The organism is Bacillus sp. FSL M8-0071 (assembly GCF_037975455.1).
In the GTDB taxonomy this organism is placed as follows: Bacteria; Bacillota; Bacilli; order Bacillales; family Bacillaceae; genus Bacillus; species Bacillus subtilis.
The window spans coordinates 3,467,654-3,482,601 of record NZ_CP150256.1 but is presented as its reverse complement, the minus strand read 5'-3'; the positions used below and the strand labels follow the sequence as shown (position 1 = coordinate 3,482,601).

Genomic DNA, 14,948 nt, shown 5'->3' with positions numbered 1-14,948 from the left:
TGCCCGCAAAGGCAGCTTTTTTACATGTGGTGCTTTTTTTGTTTCGTGCGCTTCTGCGGCGAAAACATTGGCGGAAGAAGGCAAAAGCTCAATGCGGCAAATCCAAGGCCTAGGAGGCTAAAGGACATGGCAGACGGCATCATTGTGAGCAAGTAGGCAGATACCATCGGACCTGCTGCCATGCCTGTATATCGGATAAAGTTAAACATTCCGATTGCACTCCCTCTGTTGTGCTCAAATTCATTAGTAATCATTGTAGAGTACAAGGGAGGAATAACCCCCATCGAGATGCCAAACAGTGCCAGCGTCAGAGCCATGAGAACGAGAGAAACGGAATGTGTAACAGCAAATAAAATGATGCTGCAGGCGGCAATCACATTGCTTCCGATAAACAAGGTGTGCAGCCCGATTTTTGCCTGTATTCTTTTAAACAGAAACGTACCTGCAATCGTGCTCAGCGCCAGCGGCAAATATAACAGTCCTGCTATACCCACATCTATATGGTAATGCTCTGTCAGCAATATTGGGAGGTAGACAATTACTGCAAAATAAATGAAAAAGAGAACAAAACTTAAAGTCAAAATGACGTTCCCTGTTCGATTTGTAAATATTGATTTATAATGAGCGAACACATTGCCTTTGGCTTGCTGCATAGATTCAGTTGGAGAATCTTTAGGAAAGGTGATGCTGTTTGTCACCAGCAAAACGATAGAGATGGCCGCAAGTATCCAAAAAATCCCTTCGTATCCGGCTGCTCCGCCTATGAATCCTCCTAGAACTGGAGCAATAGCCGGTGCGACAGACAGGAGCATTTGATACGTTCCCATTGCACTCCCGCGTTCATTTCCTGTAAACAGCTGTCCGATCGTTGTGGCAGCAATAAGAGGCAGTGCTGCGGAACCGGCTGCCTGTATCATTCTGAATATCAGAAACAAGGTAAAGTCAGTAGTCACCGCACAGCCGATGCTGGCTGCTGCCGTTGCCAGAATACCGGTAATCAAGACGATCCGAGCGCCTTTAAAATCAATGATCGCTCCTAATATAATTTGCATTATTGCTGTCACAATCATAAAAACAGAGACTGACAGGTTCACCATAGCTGTGGAAACATGGAATGATTCTTTAATGATCGGAAGAATAGGTGAATAAATGTTCTGGCTTAAAGATGCAAAAAATGCACTGAAGCAAACAGTGTATAAGATCAATACTGCCTTTGATTTTGTATGAGCCAAAGTGTACACCGCCTTTTTGTTTACTTTACAGGTTTGTCTGGAGTCCCATCGGTTTGTTCTGCTTCAAGTGTTGACGTCAACTGCTCTAGAAACTTCAATACAGCCTTTTGTTCTTCTTGTGAAAATGAATCGAGGAATTGGTAAAAAGCCAGCTCCTTTTTTTTATGCAGTTTCTCATGTAAGTCGAAAATCCGTCTGCCTTTACGGGTTAATTTAAAATAAACTTCTTTTTTGTTATCTGTCAGCTGATAGCTGTTAATGAATTCTTCCTTGATCAGTTTTGTGCTGATTTTCGTTACATTCGCTTTCGATAAGTTCATTTTTCTGGCAATCCCCGCATTGTTAATGGGTTCATGCTGGCCGATGCAGTCAATGACGTGAATGCTTGTCATATTTTTGGGAATTTCAGCTACATCCTCTTCTGCGGCCTCCTTAAAAAATTGCTGAAGTGAAGTGTTCGCTTTTTGTTCATTAAGGTGCAGCAGTCTCACGTATATGTCGTATATCATCTGTTTTGTCAAATCAGACATAGGCTACCTTCTTTCTTAGGAATAATAGTTTACGATGAAACAATAAAACAAATAGTTTACTGGTGAACAATTTTATTTTATCTTTTCTTGTTTTCATTGTCAATTGTTGGTGTTTAGACTATTTGTTGATATGTCATGCTGAATATGCGTGTAAAAAGTGTGTGGAAAATGTGATGTTTACATTTATTTTCAAATATTTGGGCACAGATCATATTGACGTTTGGAAGGAAAAGGGATAAAATGACTAATGTTTACTAGTAAACATTTATCATGATATGGGTATTGAAAATGATTATTAAAATCTTAAAAAACATTTGGAAACTTTAAGTGATGCCTGCCATTCGTCTTGTTCAGTTGATCTAGCTATTCCATCTTGTATTTGAGGGTGATGACTTAAAGCGGGATAAGTTTTAGGGGTGAATGAGATGACCGGAATGGTAACGGAAAGAAGGTCTGTGCATTTTATTGCTGAGGCATTAACAGAAAACTGCAGAGAAATATTTGAACGGCGCAGGCATGTTTTGGTGGGGATCAGCCCATTTAACAGCAGGTTTTCAGAGGATTATATTTACAGATTAATTGGATGGGCGAAAGCTCAATTTAAAAGCGTTTCAGTTTTACTTGCAGGGCATGAGGCGGCTAATCTTCTAGAAGCGCTTGGAACTCCGAGAGGAAAGGCTGAACGAAAAGTAAGGAAAGAGGTATCACGAAACAGGAGATTTGCAGAAAGAGCCCTTGTGGCTCATGGCGGGGATCCGAAGGCGATTCATACATTTTCTGATTTTATGGATAACAAAGCCTACCAGCTGTTGAGACAAGAAGTTGAACATGCTTTTTTTGAGCAGCCTCATTTTCGACATGCTTGTTTGGACATGTCTCGTGAAGCGATAATCGGGCGTGCACGGGGCGTCAGTTTGATGATGGAAGAAGTCAGTGAGGATATGCTGAATTTGGCTGTGGAATATGTCATAGCTGAGCTGCCGTTTTTTATCGGAGCTCCGGATATTTTAGAGGTGGAAGAGACGCTCCTTGCTTATCATCGTCCGTGGAAGCTCGGTGAGAAGATCAGTAACCATGAATTTTCTATTTGTATGCGGCCGAATCAAGGGTATCTCATTGTACAGGAAATGGCGCAGATGCTTTCTGAGAAACGGATCACATCTGAAGGATGATAGGGGGAGTAAAACATGAGCCAATCGATTAAATTGTTTAGTGTGCTTTCTGATCAATTTCAAAACAATCCATATGCTTATTTTTCACAACTGCGGGAGGAAGATCCGGTTCATTATGAAGAGTCGATAGACAGTTATTTTATCAGCCGCTATCATGATGTCCGCTATATCCTTCAGCATCCGGATATTTTCACGACGAAATCACTTGTTGAGCGTGCCGAACCAGTAATGCGAGGCCCTGTGCTGGCCCAAATGCATGGAAAAGAACACTCTGCCAAAAGAAGAATTGTAGTGAGAAGCTTTATCGGTGACGCACTGGATCATCTGTCTCCATTGATTAAACAAAATGCAGAAAACTTGTTAGCGCCTTATCTTGAAAGAGGGAAAATTGATCTCGTCAATGATTTTGGAAAGACGTTTGCGGTGTGCGTCACGATGGACATGCTCGGGCTGGATAAAAGAGACCATGAAAAAATCTCTGAGTGGCACAGCGGAGTTGCCGATTTTATCACGAGTATCTCTCAATCTCCTGAAGCGCGGGCACATTCGTTATGGTGCAGCGAACAGCTTTCCCAATACTTGATGCCGGTCATTAAAGAACGTCGCGTCAATCCGGGATCAGATTTAATTTCGATCCTATGTACTTCTGAATATGAAGGCATGGCGCTGTCGGACAAGGATATACTCGCACTGATTCTTAATGTGCTGTTAGCCGCAACGGAACCGGCTGATAAGACGCTGGCACTGATGATCTACCATTTGCTCAACAATCCTGAGCAGATGAATGATGTTTTGGCTGACCGTTCGTTAGTTCCGAGAGCCATTGCGGAGACATTGCGTTATAAACCGCCGGTTCAGCTGATTCCGCGGCAGCTGTCCCAAGATACAGTGGTCGGCGGTATGGAAATCAAAAAAGATACGATTGTTTTTTGTATGATCGGTGCGGCTAACCGGGACCCTGAAGCATTTGAACAGCCTGACGTGTTTAATATTCATCGGGAAGATCTTGGTATCAAGAGCGCTTTTAGCGGCGCCGCCCGGCATCTCGCTTTCGGATCCGGCATTCATAACTGTGTAGGAGCAGCTTTTGCCAAAAACGAAATCGAAATTGTAGCTAATATTGTGCTGGATAAGATGCGGAATATCAGATTAGAGGAAGATTTTTGTTATGCTGAGTCCGGTCTGTATACACGCGGACCTGTTTCACTTCTCGTTGCGTTTGACGGGGCATAATAGAATTCCAAAGGTCTCTCCCATGCGGGTGAGACTCTTTTTACATATATTTGATCCACAAGTTGAAAAACGCAGTCACTGTTTTTAAATCATCAATTGAAAATTCATTGAAAAGCTGTTTATATTGCTCCTTTGCTTTCTCATGAAGCTGTTCATGTAATGCCGCCAATTTTCTGCCGCTATCAGTTAGCGTATAAAAAATTTCTTTTTTGTTGCCAGGCTTTTTTGTCACTGTAATGATATTGTGTTTCAACAAAGCATGAACCGCTTTTGAAACAGCGGCTTTTGAGATGTGTAAACGGGATGCTAAGAAGCTGTTGTTCACATTTTGGCTGGTATGTATGCAGGAAACAATGTGAAGCTGGGTCAAAGTCCAGTCTTTTTTGAGGTGATCGTGATGTTGTGAGGATATGCCAATGGATGGTATCTGCACCTTTTGCCAGACGCGTTTATCCCTTTTTAATGCGAATTGTTGTATAGCTTGAAATAATTCATCATGAATGCTGTTGTCCATCAATTTGCCTCTCTGATTTAATTGTTAACTGGTTAACTATTCTTAGTTTACTGGGTAATAGTGGAATTTTCAAGAGACAGACGTTTTTTTGTTCTTTATGCACAAAAATGAACTCATAAGCTTCCCTGTTCAGACGCAAAATACATGAAAAGGGAGGTGCTTTGATGAGGAAATACACGGTTATTGCTTCTATATTACTGTCTTTTCTTTCCGTTTTGTCTGGCGGCCATCATGAATCGAAAGCTTTTCCTGTTGTACAGCAGGAACTATTTCAAACGCCTCATTACATACCCTTGCTTGAAAATCCTCCTCAAATTGATGTGAAAGCTGAAATGAGAAGCAATCTAATGATTGAGGCTCAAGTTCGCGATAATTCGTATCAAGCATTTTCCGCCTTTCTTTTTTATAAACAAAGTAATGAGCTGGGCTACAAAATGGTGCCGATGGACCCGACCCCCGGAGCGGTCCGCAAGTTTTTGGCACAAATTCCGAAACGTTTGATTTGGAACAGCGAGCTTGAGTATTACATTGTGATGTCGAATGGGAAGCAGCGGGTTGAGTCGGAGACGAAGAAACTGAAGCTTGAAGGATACCAGGCTGACCTTGCCCATATTCCGGAGCTTCTGATCACAGAGCTGGCGGTTGATACGAAGAATATAGGACGCGCAGACGGTTATGAATTTATTGAGATTTTTAATACGACTGACAGAACGATTGATTTTAAAGACTACCATATCCGTTACCGCTACCCAAAAGAAGGGCCTGACTCCGATCTGATTTGGAGACCTGATGAAAGGATCTTGATACCATCCGGCGAAACGTTTGTCGTCTGGCTGAAGCCTGCCGGGCATCCAGAATTGACGTCAGCGGATTTCAATCGTTATTATCAGACACAACTAAAAGAAGGAAAAAATCTTGCGGTGATAGACGAGACAGAGGGTATGGCCAATACGAGGCCGCGGGCCGTTGTGATATCAACGAATACAGGAAAGGACATTTCGGTTGCGCATTATCGGAAACATGCGCTGCGCCGGCTGTCATCAGTGCTTTATAAGTATCCACTGAACGGAACAGCAGAACTTCTGAACATTTCAATCGGGGAAAAGAATCCGTCTCCCGGAACCGTATTACAGGCACAGGTGCCCGACCAGAAACGGAAAATCAAGCTCGATAAAGAAAAGCCGGTTATTGAGGATTTGACTGACCGCAAGCCTGTCCGCCCTGCTGAAAGCATTGAGCTGCGGGCTGACATACGGGACCGAAGTCTAGTGAAAACAGCTGCCTTTTACTACCGGACGGATGAGAACAAACCGTTTAAGCGAATTCTTGCTGAAAAAGACCGTAACGATAATCTCTACCATTATATTGTGTATTCGCCTGAATTGATCGGGAAGGATCAACTAGAGTATTATGTGGCGGCCGGGGACGGGATCAATGAAGCGAGAACGCCGGTCAAAATGATTGATATTAAACAAACAAGCAAGGCGCACGGTCTGCGGTTGAATATTGAAAACAGAGACACGCTGTCGGGAACTCAATTTCTCAAAGCCACGACAGAAGGGCGAGCTGACCGCATTAAGCTATGGATTGACGGGAGAAAACAAGTGACAGAGCCCGCGATGGAAAAAGAAGTATATTTTGCATTCGATACGAGGAAAACGAACCTTTATTTTAAAAACGCGGTAACGATGGAAGGCAAAGTGCTGAAGGTGTTCGATGATACAACAAATAAATACCGCACCTATTCTGTTCCATTGCCAGAGACACTGCTTCGGAAAGGGAAGCAGCTGCAGCGTATTACGATACGTTCAGGTTCGAAGGTGTCTCCGTTTGATACTGCTGAAAACCGTGATGACTTCTTAGTCAAAAACGCCCGATTGGTGTTATCAGATGGAACGGTGATCAGGGATCAGAGGGTGTCCCCTGAGAAGGAACTCTTTATTGGCGATAATCAGCGCTCAAATAAAAGCTGGCAATTTCAGTTCAATCTGCCTGACGGACTATTTACATCACAGCTGCTGGAGTGGGATACATCAAAGCTTTCTGAAGGCGCTCACCATATTCAAGCAAGCGACGGGAAGGAAAATGTCAGCCTGGTTGTACGGGTAGATAATTCAGGACCTCACATTGAGCCGAATATCACCGAGGGGCAAACGTATAAAGGAAACCTTATCCTGCAGGCGGATATGTATGATAAATGGAGCAGAATTGAGGAAGCGGAGGCGTCGTTAGATGGAGAAAGCATTACACTCCCATATCATACGTCATCTTCTGACCTTTTGCCGGGAAAACATTCTCTAAAAGTGACAGCAACGGATCTCGCGGGCAATAAAACAGTGATTGAGAGGACGTTTAAAACCGAACGAGAGCATCCGGACCAGCCGGAGGTTATAGACAGCGAAGCCGACACGCATAAGGCTAAGCTTTCTGTACGGGTGAAAGATCCGACGAATGACGCCATGGATGTTGGTTTTTATAGGGGATTTCAATATACAGCGCGAAATCATGTAAAAATATTTAAGCACGCGTCACTGACTGAACCGCCGAAAAGCTTTGTGCCGGAAAGGGAGACCCCATTTACGAATAAAGAATTGGAGCGGGTATCAGCTGCTGATGGAAAAACAGTATCGACAGAAAACAAAGAGCTTTTCCCTTATCATCGCTTTGAAGTGACGGTTGATCCATCAATTGATGAGAATGATCTGGCAGAAGCGGTCTGGAAGGGCAGTTCTTTGCCGGGGAGAAAGGTGACGATGTATGCTTGGAATTATCGGACAAACGAATGGCAGCCTGTTGACAGCTTCGTCGCGAAGGATGACAAACCGTTTACGCTGAAAGCGTCTGTGATTGCCGCCGATTTTGTACGGGAGTCGAAAATGAATGTGATTGTACAGGATGAAATTCCTCCTGCGAAGGATATGTACACATTTGTCTGGATGTCTGATACACAGTATTACGCCGAAAGCTATCCGCATATTTTTGATAAACAGACCGAATGGATAAAAGATAACCAAAAGCAGCTCAATATCAAATATGTGTTCCACACGGGTGATATTGTAGATGATTCCGCCGATATCAGACAGTGGAAAAACGCTGATCGGTCAATGTCCGTTCTGGATAAGAGCGGAATTCCTTACGGCGTGCTGGCCGGCAACCACGATGTCGGGCATAAGGACGGCTCCTACAGGGCGTTTGGCAAATATTTTGGCAGCGATCGTTTTGATAAAAAATTGCATTATGGCGGTTCCTATAAAAACAACCGCGGACATTATGACCTGATTTCTAGCAACGGCAATGATTATATCATGCTGTACATGGGATGGGGCATTACGGATGAAGACATCGCGTGGATGAATCAGGTGCTGAAGAAGCATCCTGACCGGATGGCCATTTTAGCTTTTCATGAGTATTTGCTGGTCAGCGGAAACAGAAGCCCGATCGGAGAGAAAATATTCAAAGAAATCGTAAAGCCGAACCCGAATGTCGTGATGGTGTTGAGCGGGCATTATCATAGTGCGATGAGAAAAACAGATGAGCTGGATGATGATGGTGATGGGAAACCGGATCGTCTTGTGCATCAAATGCTGGCCGATTATCAGGGCGGGCCAGAAGGCGGCCAAGGGTATTTGCGTTTGCTTCAATTTGACCAGGCCAATGACATGGTGCACGTATTGACGTACTCTCCGTATGTAAAGGATAAGAACTACTATGATACGGATACCTATGGCAACAAGGATGAATTTTCCCTTTCGCTTGATTTGAAGCCAAGAATCAAAAAGGTGGAAACCGATTATTTTGAATGTAACGTATATACCAATGAAGAGCTCGGAAAACGGGAGCAAGTGAAGAGCGGGGACACAGCTGAATTCCGCTGGGATCATCTTGAACCGCAGTCTGTTTATTATTGGTACATTATAGTGGAAGACAGTTTTAACGGCAAAACGAAATCACCGATCTGGAAGTTCAAGACGAAAAAAGAGACATATCGTCCAGCACCAGACCAGTTTGATTTTCGCCATGTCTCCAATCCTTAAAAAGGGTTGGAGGCTTTTTTTATGAAAGACGATCCATATAGTGGACAAATGTATAACGGTCGCCTCTGTATACGGATTTTGCATGCTCAAAAGCAGTTCCGTTCTGCAGATATGTTGTTCGTTTGATTAATAGGACCGGCGCTCCCTTTTGAATACCAAGAATGTTCGCTTCTTCCGTGGTGGCAGCGCTTGGCTCAAGCTCCTGTTTTGCACGGGAAATCGGTATGCTGTTGTACCTTTCAATATGATCATAGATCGACGACTGAAAATGCGATTCGTTTAATTCACCCGCAAGCTCAAACGGAATATGTGAGGACTCAATCGCCATCGGAATATCATTTGCCAGCCGCACCCGAGTGATTTTATGGATAGAGGAGGGGTGCCCGCAGCCTAATATAGCCGCGAGTTCCTCAGTCGAATCAATAAGCTGATAATCAATGAGCCTGCTGCCCGGTGTCATCCCGCGGCTTTTCATATCCTCGGTAAAGCTTGTCAGCCCTTGAAGTGCTTGTTCCATTTTTGGCTTGCTGACAAAGGTGCCCCGCCCCTTCAGGCGATAGAGCAAGCCTTCATTAACTAAATTAGAAAGCGCCTGGCGAACTGTCATCCGGCTGATCCCGAATTGTTCGGCATATTCGCGCTCAGAAGGAAGAGGCATATCCGGTTGCAGCTCTCCGTTCTTAATTTGGGTTTTTAATTGCTCCATAATCTGATAGTAAATCGGAATAGGCGATTGTTTATTGATATTCATAAGTCAGCATGTTCCTTTCAAGGTCTTAATGACGCGGCTTCACGATCAATCAAAACCGTAACATCGGAATGCAGGTGCAAAGCAGATGCGGGAAAATCTTCGCTTATGTTTCCTTCTAACAGCTTACGAACAGCTTCCGCTTTGCTTTTTCCAGAAATAAGCAGCAGAATGCGCTTGCTTGAGAGTATCGTTTGAATTCCCATTGTCAGTGCTTTTTTCGGCACGCTGTCTATGGAGGGAAAATATCTGGCATTCGCTTGGCGGGTTTGCTCATTTAATGTCACAACATGAGTTCGCGACTTGAAAGACGTTCCCGGTTCGTTAAAGCCGATGTGTCCGTTTCGGCCGATGCCGAGAAGCTGAATGTCAGTGCCGCCGAGGGAATCGACTAGCTGTTCATACCGTCTGCATTCGGCCTCCAAATCGTCTGCATTTCCATTCGGAATAAAATGCCGGCTAGGCTTGCTGTCGATATGCTGAAAAAAACGGTCGTTCATATAGAAGTGATAGCTGTTCGGGTCATCGCTTGAAAGTCCGGCGTACTCATCCAAATTAACTGTAGTGATGTTTTGAAATGAGAGATTCTCAGTTTGGTGCAGGCGGATCAGCTGGCGATACGTGCCTTCCGGTGTGCCGCCCGTCGCTAAACCGAGAATGGCATCAGGTTTTTCTTTGATTGTATCTGCCGTTATTCTGGCTGCTATTTGGCTTAGCTCTTCATACGTTTGACATTCCATTACTTTCATATCTGGTCAGCCTCCTTGGATATAAATGCAATGTTTCCGCGGCAAATGGTGAGAATCACCTCGCAATCACTGCCGACAATCACCAAATCTGCATCTTTTCCCACAGTCACACTGCCTTTTCGGTCAAAGATGCCCAGCTGTTTGGCCGCGTTTGCAGAAGTTATATTAGCTATATCCGTCCAAGAGCAATTTGTAAACTCACGCATATGCCGTGCGCCCTCGTTCATTTTGAGGATCGAACCGGCAAGGGTTCCGTCTGAAAGAAGAGCTGTTCGTCCTCTTACCGTCACACTTTGGCCGCCGAACTCATAAACGCCGTCTTTCAGGCCTTTTGCCCTCATGGAATCGGTAATTAAAATGAGCTTGCTGCTGCCTTTCGCCAAAAAAGCAAGCTTTGCAGCTAAAGGGTGGGAGTGAATGCCATCGGCGATAAGCTCTGTCACAAACCCATCATGGGCCAGCGCCGTTCCGATCACTCCGGGCTCTCGGTGATGAAACGGGCTCATCGCGTTGTACAGATGGGTCATATGGCTCGCCCCTGCTTTTGCGGCATCCGACAGCAATGCGGAATCGGCATCCGTGTGCCCCATGGACGCGATAATCGATTCGTCTTTCAAATGGCGGATCAGTTCAAAATGCTGATCCTCCTCCGGCGCAAGTGTAACAATTTTGATCAGTCCGCCCGCCTCCTGCTGCCACTTTTTGAAAAGCGCAACATCCGAAGGCCTAATCCACTCCTTTGGCTGCGCTCCGGCTCTTTTAGGCGAAACAAAGGGGCCCTCTAAATGAATGCCGAGCAGTTCTGCACCTAATAAAGAGGACTCTTCAGCCGCTTTCCACTCTCTTGCGTTCACCAAAGATTGAGAAATGTTCCCATGCTCTTGGGTAATCGTTGTGGCTAAAAAGCTCGTCGTGCCTTCTTCGGGAAGTCTGGACGACATGATGTCGAGCGCAGAAAAGCTTGCATCCATCGTATCTGCGCCATAGCCGCCGTGGATATGAATGTCAATCATGCCGGGAAGCAAAACGGAATTCGCAGGTGCTTGAATCTCTTTTGAATATGACTCCTTGGGCCGTTCTGTTGAGACTGTGCTGATTTTTCCGTCATTGATTCCGACATAGCCGTTTTTGATTACTTCATTTTCTGTCACGATCGCAATGTCTTTGATAAGAAGACTCTCTGCCATAGATGATCCGCCTTTCTGGAATTTGAATACCTTTATTTTACTCTTTTTCAGACTAGTGATCTAGACCAGCTGAGGTGTTTTCCCGCCTTTTATAAAATCTGTTTTAGGTTCAAGCCTGAAAGTGATAAAATGAAAGTATTGTGAGCAAGCTCGGGGCAGCCCGGAACAGGAGGAACATATCGTGGCAAAGGTTCGCACAAAAGACGTAATGGAACAGTTCAATTTGGAATTAATCAGCGGAGAAGAAGGAATTAACCGCCCGATTACAATGAGTGACCTATCAAGACCAGGCATTGAAATTGCCGGATATTTTACATATTACCCGAGAGAGCGCGTGCAGCTTCTCGGAAAAACAGAGCTTTCTTTCTTTGAACAGCTTCCTGAAGAGGAGAAAAAACAGCGAATGGATTCTCTGTGCACTGATGTAACACCAGCTATTATTCTTTCTAGAGATATGCCCATCCCGCAGGAGCTGATTGACGCCTCCGAGAAAAATGGGGTGCCTGTCCTCAGATCGCCGCTGAAAACGACAAGACTGTCAAGCCGTTTAACCAACTTCCTTGAGAGCAGGCTGGCGCCTACCACAGCAATTCATGGCGTTCTTGTCGATATATATGGTGTCGGCGTGCTGATCACAGGAAAGAGCGGCGTCGGAAAAAGCGAAACAGCGCTGGAGCTTGTGAAAAGAGGGCATCGCCTTGTTGCCGATGATTGCGTTGAAATACGGCAGGAGGATCAGGATACTCTTGTGGGAAACGCTCCGGAATTAATTGAGCACCTTCTTGAGATCAGGGGCCTTGGCATTATCAATGTGATGACGCTATTTGGCGCTGGCGCGGTCAGAAGCAATAAACGAATCACGATTGTCATGAATCTTGAACTCTGGGAGCAGGGCAAGCAATACGACCGGCTCGGACTTGAGGAAGAGACCATGAAAATCATTGATACAGAAATTACAAAACTGACGATTCCCGTCCGCCCAGGCCGAAATCTTGCAGTCATCATCGAAGTCGCAGCAATGAACTTCAGATTGAAGCGGATGGGGCTGAATGCCGCTGAACAATTTACCAACAAGCTGGCGGACGTCATTGAAGACGGTGAACAAGAAGAATAGGAGTTGGCGTTAAATGAATGAAGCGATAGAACCACTCAATCCGATAGCATTTCAGCTGGGGCCGTTAGCTGTCCATTGGTACGGAATCATTATCGGTCTCGGCGCTTTGCTCGGGCTGTGGATTGCGATGAGGGAAAGTGAAAAACGGGGGCTGCAGAAAGATACGTTTATTGATCTTGTCCTGTTTGCCATTCCGATTGCGATTATTTGCGCGCGAATTTATTACGTTGCCTTTGAATGGGATTATTATGCGGCACATCCGGGAGAAATCATTAAGATTTGGAAGGGCGGCATTGCCATTCATGGCGGATTAATCGGCGCCATTTTAACGGGATATGTGTTTTCGAGAGTGAAAAACCTTTCGTTCTGGAAGCTTGCAGATATTGCCGCGCCCAGCATTTTGCTCGGCCAGGCGATCGGCCGCTGGGGGAACTTCATGAATCAGGAAGCGCACGGCGAGGCTGTCAGCAGAGCCTTTTTAGAAAACCTGCACCTGCCTGAATTTATCATCAATCAAATGTATATCAATGGGCAATATTATCATCCTACTTTTTTATATGAATCACTATGGAGCTTTGTCGGCGTCATTGTTTTACTGCTGCTGCGCAGAGCGAATTTGCGTAGAGGCGAGATGTTCTTGATCTATATCATTTGGTATTCAATCGGAAGATACTTTATTGAAGGAATGCGGACTGACAGCTTAATGCTGACTGATTCACTTCGCATCGCTCAGGTGATTTCAATCGTATTGATTGTTTTGGCTGTGGCAGCCATCATCTTCAGACGCGTCAAGGGATACTCGAAGGAGCGGTACGCGGAGTAGACGTCAACAAAGGGGGATGAGGGATGAAGAAGATCTTTCTGGCCGGTCTTGCAGCAGGTTTTCAAACAACATGGACGCTGGGTAAAGTGATTTTCCCGGTAACGCTATTGGTCACTTTGCTTCAGCATACCCCTGTCATGGATTGGCTTGTACGGCTGATCACACCGGTAATGAGTCTCTTCGGGCTTTCTGGTGAAGCGGCCATTCCGCTTGTACTGGGAAATATGCTGAATCTGTATGCGGGAATTGCCGGGATTTTAACATTGGATTTATCTGTGAAAGAAGTCTTTATTTTAGCTGTTATGCTTTCATTCTGTCATAACTTAATTATCGAATCGACAGTTGCCGCAAAGGTTGGTATCAGAATTGGCGTCATATTGGCGGTGCGCATCGGTTTGGCCGCTGTGTCAGCCATCGTCATCAACCTCATTTGGCATGGCGGACAGGAAACGGCGCAGTACGGTTTTATCGCTGCGAAGAGCGCCGCGCCAGACAGCTGGCTAGGAATGTTGGCAGAAGCATTAACGAAAGCCGGACTTGGTGTTTTGCAGCTGGCGGCAATAGTCATACCGCTGATGATTATCATCCAGTTTTTAAGAGATTTAGGCTGGCTTTATCGGTTTTCCAGGTGGCTGTCGCCGTTTACGCAGCTGCTTGGCATGAATAAAAATACGTCTATGACGATGGTGGCGGGACTGACGATTGGTCTGGCCTACGGAGCGGGTGTCATGATCAAAGCTGTCGAGGATGACGGCGTGAGCAAGCGGGACATGACATTGGCATTTATATTTCTCGTTGCCTGCCACGCGGTCGTGGAAGATACACTTGTCTTTATTCCGCTTGGCATACCGGTCTGGCCGCTTCTTTTGATTCGTGTCACCACAGCAGTTCTGCTGACAATGGCTATTGCGCACACGTGGAAAAAATGGAAACCCTCAGCGGTTGGAAAGGAAGCAATATGAGTGACAAACAAGTAACGACGATTCTGTTTGATTTAGACGGAACGCTTATTAATACGAATGAATTAATTATCGCGTCCTTTTTGCATACACTGGAGCATTATTATCCGAGCAAGTATAAACGAGAAGATGTCCTTGCATTTATCGGGCCGTCTCTTTTTGATACGTTCTCTTCGATGGACCCTGATAAATGCGAGGATATGATCGCTATGTACAGAGCGTACAATCATGACATGCATGATTCACTCGTGACTGAATATGAAACGGTATATGAGACCCTGGATGCATTAAAAAAAGCCGGCTTTACATTAGGAATTGTGACAACAAAATTAAGAGATACTGTCAATATGGGCCTCAAGCTCACGGGAATCGGCGAATTCTTTGAAACAGTTGTCACCCTTGATGATGTGACGAATGCAAAGCCTGATCCCGAGCCTGTGCTGTTAGCGCTGAAACAGTTAGGAAGCAAGTCCGAGGAAGCCATTATGGTCGGAGATAATTACCACGATGTGCTGGCAGGCAAAAACGCCGGTACAAAAACGGCAGGAGTCGCATGGACGATTAAAGGGCCGGAAATGCTGGCGAAGCATGAGCCGGATTTTATGCTTGAGAAAATGAGTGATCTATTACAAATCGTTGGAGTGAAGTAATCT

The 14,948-nt window shown here is 45.1% G+C and carries 13 protein-coding genes; 7 read left to right on the top strand and 6 right to left on the bottom strand.

What is annotated here, in order from left to right:
* Positions 1 to 20 precede the first annotated feature (20 nt).
* On the bottom strand, positions 21 to 1,232 hold the full coding sequence (locus tag MKX71_RS18025) for an MFS transporter (protein WP_003228068.1): 1,212 nt from the start codon (positions 1,230 to 1,232) through the stop codon (positions 21 to 23).
* Between the two features lie 20 nt (positions 1,233 to 1,252).
* Entirely contained in the window at positions 1,253 to 1,762 is a 510-nt protein-coding gene (pchR, locus tag MKX71_RS18020) for a pulcherriminic acid biosynthesis transcriptional regulator PchR (RefSeq protein ID WP_003228073.1), read from the bottom strand.
* Positions 1,763 to 2,187: 425 nt separating this feature from the next.
* Here pchR and pchC point away from each other — a divergent pair, with 425 nt between their 5' ends.
* Positions 2,188 to 2,934 (top strand): cyclo(L-leucyl-L-leucyl) synthase, encoded by a 747-nt coding sequence (gene pchC / locus MKX71_RS18015; protein ID WP_033884614.1) that lies wholly within the window; start codon positions 2,188 to 2,190, stop codon positions 2,932 to 2,934.
* Between the two features lie 15 nt (positions 2,935 to 2,949).
* A complete protein-coding gene (gene cypX / locus MKX71_RS18010) occupies positions 2,950 to 4,167 on the top strand; it encodes a pulcherriminic acid synthase (RefSeq protein ID WP_017695292.1) in 1,218 nt (405 codons plus the stop codon).
* 40 nt (positions 4,168 to 4,207) lie between these two features.
* On the opposite strand, the gene MKX71_RS18005 is transcribed toward cypX, so the two are convergent.
* Positions 4,208 to 4,681, bottom strand: a complete 474-nt coding sequence (locus MKX71_RS18005) for a MarR family transcriptional regulator (RefSeq protein WP_003228083.1) — start codon at positions 4,679 to 4,681, stop codon at positions 4,208 to 4,210.
* Between the two features lie 164 nt (positions 4,682 to 4,845).
* Between MKX71_RS18005 and MKX71_RS18000 the strand changes: the two genes are divergently transcribed.
* Entirely contained in the window at positions 4,846 to 8,715 is a 3,870-nt protein-coding gene (locus tag MKX71_RS18000; protein ID WP_339231456.1) for a metallophosphoesterase, read from the top strand.
* A 19-nt stretch (positions 8,716 to 8,734) separates the two neighbouring features.
* On the opposite strand, the gene nagR is transcribed toward MKX71_RS18000, so the two are convergent.
* Genes nagR through nagA form a run of 3 tightly spaced genes read right to left on the bottom strand, consistent with a single transcriptional unit; the run spans position 8,735 to position 11,399 of the window.
* Positions 8,735 to 9,466 carry an N-acetylglucosamine utilization transcriptional regulator NagR gene (nagR, locus tag MKX71_RS17995; RefSeq protein WP_003228089.1) on the bottom strand — a complete coding sequence of 244 codons (732 nt, stop codon included), beginning with the start codon at positions 9,464 to 9,466 and terminating at the stop codon, positions 8,735 to 8,737.
* 17 nt (positions 9,467 to 9,483) lie between these two features.
* Entirely contained in the window at positions 9,484 to 10,212 is a 729-nt protein-coding gene (nagB, locus tag MKX71_RS17990) for a glucosamine-6-phosphate deaminase (RefSeq protein ID WP_167408468.1), read from the bottom strand.
* Complete coding sequence (nagA, locus tag MKX71_RS17985; protein ID WP_339231454.1) at positions 10,209 to 11,399, bottom strand: N-acetylglucosamine-6-phosphate deacetylase; 1,191 nt, start codon at positions 11,397 to 11,399, stop codon at positions 10,209 to 10,211. Before nagA ends, nagB begins: the two co-directional genes overlap by 4 nt.
* A gap of 181 nt (positions 11,400 to 11,580) precedes the next feature.
* Here nagA and hprK point away from each other — a divergent pair, with 181 nt between their 5' ends.
* From hprK to ppaX, 4 genes are read left to right on the top strand one after another with little or no spacing between them, the layout of a single operon-like run.
* Positions 11,581 to 12,513, top strand: a complete 933-nt coding sequence (gene hprK / locus MKX71_RS17980; protein WP_003228097.1) for an HPr(Ser) kinase/phosphatase — start codon at positions 11,581 to 11,583, stop codon at positions 12,511 to 12,513.
* Between the two features lie 13 nt (positions 12,514 to 12,526).
* Positions 12,527 to 13,336: a prolipoprotein diacylglyceryl transferase gene (gene lgt / locus MKX71_RS17975; protein WP_003242661.1), complete on the top strand. Its 810-nt coding sequence runs from the start codon at positions 12,527 to 12,529 to the stop codon at positions 13,334 to 13,336.
* 23 nt (positions 13,337 to 13,359) lie between these two features.
* Positions 13,360 to 14,298 carry a nucleoside recognition domain-containing protein gene (locus MKX71_RS17970; RefSeq protein ID WP_015251132.1) on the top strand — a complete coding sequence of 313 codons (939 nt, stop codon included), beginning with the start codon at positions 13,360 to 13,362 and terminating at the stop codon, positions 14,296 to 14,298.
* On the top strand, positions 14,295 to 14,945 hold the full coding sequence (gene ppaX / locus MKX71_RS17965) for a pyrophosphatase PpaX (RefSeq protein ID WP_015251133.1): 651 nt from the start codon (positions 14,295 to 14,297) through the stop codon (positions 14,943 to 14,945). The genes MKX71_RS17970 and ppaX overlap by 4 nt, the downstream gene beginning before the upstream one ends.
* Positions 14,946 to 14,948: the final 3 nt, after the last annotated feature.

Bases quoted from the DNA above. Each gene is read 5' to 3' on its own strand.
- pchR (WP_003228073.1), bottom strand. From the start codon at position 1,762: ATGTCTGATTTGACAAAACAGATGATATACGACATATACGTGAGACTG.
- pchC (WP_033884614.1), top strand. From the start codon at position 2,188: ATGACCGGAATGGTAACGGAAAGAAGGTCTGTGCATTTTATTGCTGAG.
- cypX (WP_017695292.1), top strand. From the start codon at position 2,950: ATGAGCCAATCGATTAAATTGTTTAGTGTGCTTTCTGATCAATTTCAA.
- MKX71_RS18005 (WP_003228083.1), bottom strand. From the start codon at position 4,681: ATGGACAACAGCATTCATGATGAATTATTTCAAGCTATACAACAATTC.
- MKX71_RS18000 (WP_339231456.1), top strand. From the start codon at position 4,846: ATGAGGAAATACACGGTTATTGCTTCTATATTACTGTCTTTTCTTTCC.
- nagR (WP_003228089.1), bottom strand. From the start codon at position 9,466: ATGAATATCAATAAACAATCGCCTATTCCGATTTACTATCAGATTATG.
- nagB (WP_167408468.1), bottom strand. From the start codon at position 10,212: ATGAAAGTAATGGAATGTCAAACGTATGAAGAGCTAAGCCAAATAGCA.
- nagA (WP_339231454.1), bottom strand. From the start codon at position 11,399: ATGGCAGAGAGTCTTCTTATCAAAGACATTGCGATCGTGACAGAAAAT.
- lgt (WP_003242661.1), top strand. From the start codon at position 12,527: ATGAATGAAGCGATAGAACCACTCAATCCGATAGCATTTCAGCTGGGG.
- MKX71_RS17970 (WP_015251132.1), top strand. From the start codon at position 13,360: ATGAAGAAGATCTTTCTGGCCGGTCTTGCAGCAGGTTTTCAAACAACA.
- ppaX (WP_015251133.1), top strand. From the start codon at position 14,295: ATGAGTGACAAACAAGTAACGACGATTCTGTTTGATTTAGACGGAACG.